Source organism: Streptomyces sp. KLMMK, from assembly GCF_036961605.1.
In the GTDB taxonomy this organism is placed as follows: Bacteria; Actinomycetota; Actinomycetes; order Streptomycetales; family Streptomycetaceae; genus Streptomyces; species Streptomyces telluris.
Window position 1 is genome coordinate 1 of sequence record NZ_JBAMDC010000589.1, and the last position, 2,968, is coordinate 2,968.

Consider the following 2,968-nt stretch of genomic DNA (forward strand, 5'->3'; position numbering starts at 1 on the left):
GCCCCAGGCGCCCCAGGCGCCCCAGATGCTCCAGTGAGCCGGCTAGCGCGGCAGCTGGGGGCCGCCGGGGCGCGGCGCCGGCGGCTCGTCGTCACGGATGACCTCGCCCTGGACGACCTTGCCGCCGGGCCCGCCCATGCCGCCCGTTCCGCCCATGCCGCCCATTCCGCCGAGATCGGCGCTGCGGGCCTGCCGGAAGGCGTCCCCGAGGGTGCCGGGGGCCGCCGGGCGGTCGAGCCACCGCTCCCCCGCCTTGCGCAGCAGGGTCCGGGTCGGCGGGAAGAGGCACAGCAGCCCGGCCACGTCGGACAGGAGCCCCGGCAGGATGATCAGCAGGCCGCCGAGCATGGTGAGGGCGTTGCCGCCGCTCTCCTGGGCGCCCGGTCCGGCGGTCGCGCCGCCCGGCTGCAGGGAGACCGTCAGGCGCTTCCAGGCCCGCCGTCCCGCCCGCTTGATCACGTAGGAGCCGAGGACGACGCCGCCGGCCAGCAGGGCGAAGACGGTGAGCCCGCCGGCGGCGCCGGCCACCAGCGTGAGCAGCCAGATCTCCAGGACGGCCCAGAGGGCCACTCCCAGGGGGATGAGCCTACGGGCGCGCCGCCGCTGCGGCGGGCGGCCGTTCATCGTCTGCTGTGCTCCGAACGTCATGTCTCAAGTGTGCCTGGCCTGCGGCGGAACCCGGATCGGAGCTTACGGGGCGCTTACGGCGTCACTTGCGGCCGATGGCCTTGCCGACACGGGAGCCGACGCCCCAGGAGGTGACCCGCCACAGGGCCTCGGCGACGATGTCGCGGCTCATCTTGCTGTCGCCGAGCTCGCGCTCGACGAAGGTGATGGGGACCTCCACGACGTGGAAGCCGGCCTTGACCGCGCGCCAGGCCAGGTCGACCTGGAAGCAGTAGCCCTGGGAGGCCACGTCCTCCATGCCGAGGCCCTCCAGCGTCTCGCGCCGGAAGGCCCGGAAGCCGCCGGTGACGTCGCGGATCGGCACGTCGAGGAGCAGCCGGGAGTAGGTGGAGCCGCCGCGGGAGAGGATCTCGCGCGACTTCGGCCAGTTCACCACCCGGCCGCCGGGCACCCAGCGCGAGCCGAGCACCAGGTCGGCGCCCTTGAGGGCGGTGAGCAGGCGGGGCAGCTCCTCCGGCTGGTGGGAGCCGTCGGCGTCCATCTCGACCAGGACGCCGTAGTCGTTGTCCAGGCCCCAGCGGAAGCCCGCCAGGTAGGCGGCGCCGAGCCCCTCCTTGCCCTTGCGGTGCAGCACCTTGACGTGGTCGTCGTCGGCCGCGAGCTCGTCGGCGAGCTTGCCCGTGCCGTCGGGGCTGTTGTCGTCCGCGACGAGGACGTGCGCCTCCGGCACGGCCGCCCGTACCCGGCCGACGATGTTCTTGATGTTCTCCGCCTCGTTGTAGGTCGGGATGATCACCAAGGTCGTGCCGAGCGGACCGTATCTGCGCTGCCCGTCGTCGTTCACTGCTGGCCCCTCTTGTTCCGCTCGTCCATACGTACCCGACGGCCGATCAGGAGTGCGGCCGCACAGGACAGAAGCCCCACCATAGCGAGCGCCCATTCGGGCCCCGCACCCACACGGTCGGCGACGGTCGTCCCGTCGCGCAGCGGGATGGTGGCGCTGATCACGTCCCGGGTGAATTCCTCGCTCCGCTGCTGCACCGTGCCGTTCGGGGCGACCACGGCGCTGATGCCGCTCGTGGCTGCGGTGACGACGGCCCGGCCGTGCTCGACGGCCCGCAGCCGCGACATGGCCAGCTGCTGGTCCGGCTGGCCGGTGCGGCCGTAGGTGGCGTTGTTGGTCTGGACGACGAGGGCCCGGGCGCCGTCCTTGACGGTGTCGCGGACGATCTCGTCGTAGGCGACCTCGAAGCAGATGACGTCGCCGAGCCGGGCCGGGCCGACCTGCATCACGCCGGTGTGGTCGCCGGGGTAGAAGTCGCGCTGGACGCGCTGCAGGCGGGTGATGACCTTGCTCAGCGCGCTCCGGAAGGGCACGTACTCGCCGAACGGCACGGGGTGCTGCTTGGCGTACGAGGCGCCGGGCCCGGTCTTCGGGTCCCAGACGATGCCCTTGTTGTCGATGTAGCCGCTGCGGCCCGGGTGGTCCACCAGGGCGCCGACGAGGACCGGCACGCCTATGGCCTTCACCGCCTGGTCGATGCGGTCGTACGCCTGCGGGTACTGGAACGGGTCGAGGTCGGAGGAGTTCTCCGGCCAGATGACGAGGTCGGGCCGGGGGACCTTGCCCGCCTTGACGTCGCGGGCAAGCTGGAGGGTGGCCTCGGCGTGGTTGTCGAGGATCATCATCGGGCGGCCGAGGAAGTCCATGCCGGCGTGCTGGACGTTGCCCTGGACGAGCGCCACCTTGACCTCGTCGTCGGCCTTCGTGGGCACGGGCACGGCGTATCCGGCGAGCAGGAGGGCGGCGGCCAGCGCGAGCGCCTCGACGCCCGGGAGGGCGGCGCGGACCGTACGGCCTCCTGCCGCGCGCAGCCGCCACAGGGCGGCCGCGGCGTATGCGAGGAGGCCGCCGGCGAGGGCGACGGCGAAGGTCACCAGCGGGGCGCCGCCGAGCGCCGCGAGCGGCGTGAAGGGCGAGCCGGTGTTGGCGAAGGCCAGCCGGCCCCAGGGGAAGCCGCCGAACGGCAGCCGGTCGCGGGCCAGCTCCTCGGCGACCCACAGGCAGGCGCCCCACAGCGGCCACGCGGGCAGCCGCGAGACGAGGGCGAGGGCCGCGCCGAGCACGGCGATGAACAGGGCCTCGATCAGCGAGAGGCCGAGGACGGCGTCGTAGCCGACCACGTGCAGCCAGCGCAGCAGCACGAAGAAGAAGGGCAGCGCGAAGGCGAAGCCGGTCCACGCCGCCTGGCGGGCGGTGCGGCCGCGGGTCAGCAGGGCCAGCGCGGCGACGGCCACGACCGACAGCGGCCAGACGTCGTACGGCGGGAAGGACAGTGCG

3 protein-coding genes are annotated in these 2,968 nt (G+C 73.5%); all 3 read right to left on the reverse strand.

Translation table 11 applies throughout. The annotated features are described in order from the left end of the window. Nucleotides 1-42: 42 nt before the first annotated feature. On the reverse strand, nt 43-648 hold the full coding sequence (gene fxsA / locus V7793_RS35945) for an FxsA family membrane protein (RefSeq protein WP_336013879.1): 606 nt from the start codon (nt 646-648) through the stop codon (nt 43-45). 61 nt (nt 649-709) lie between these two features. Next, nucleotides 710-1,471: a glycosyltransferase gene (locus V7793_RS35950; RefSeq protein WP_168094108.1), complete on the reverse strand. Its 762-nt coding sequence runs from the start codon at nt 1,469-1,471 to the stop codon at nt 710-712. Then, a partial coding sequence (lnt, locus tag V7793_RS35955) for an apolipoprotein N-acyltransferase (protein WP_336013880.1) occupies nt 1,468-2,968 on the reverse strand: 1,501 nt, incomplete at its 5' end. The genes lnt and V7793_RS35950, both read right to left, overlap by 4 nt.

Excerpts from the sequence above, each read along its gene's own strand:
- fxsA (WP_336013879.1), bottom strand. The coding sequence starts at position 648 with ATGACGTTCGGAGCACAGCAGACGATGAACGGCCGCCCGCCGCAGCGG.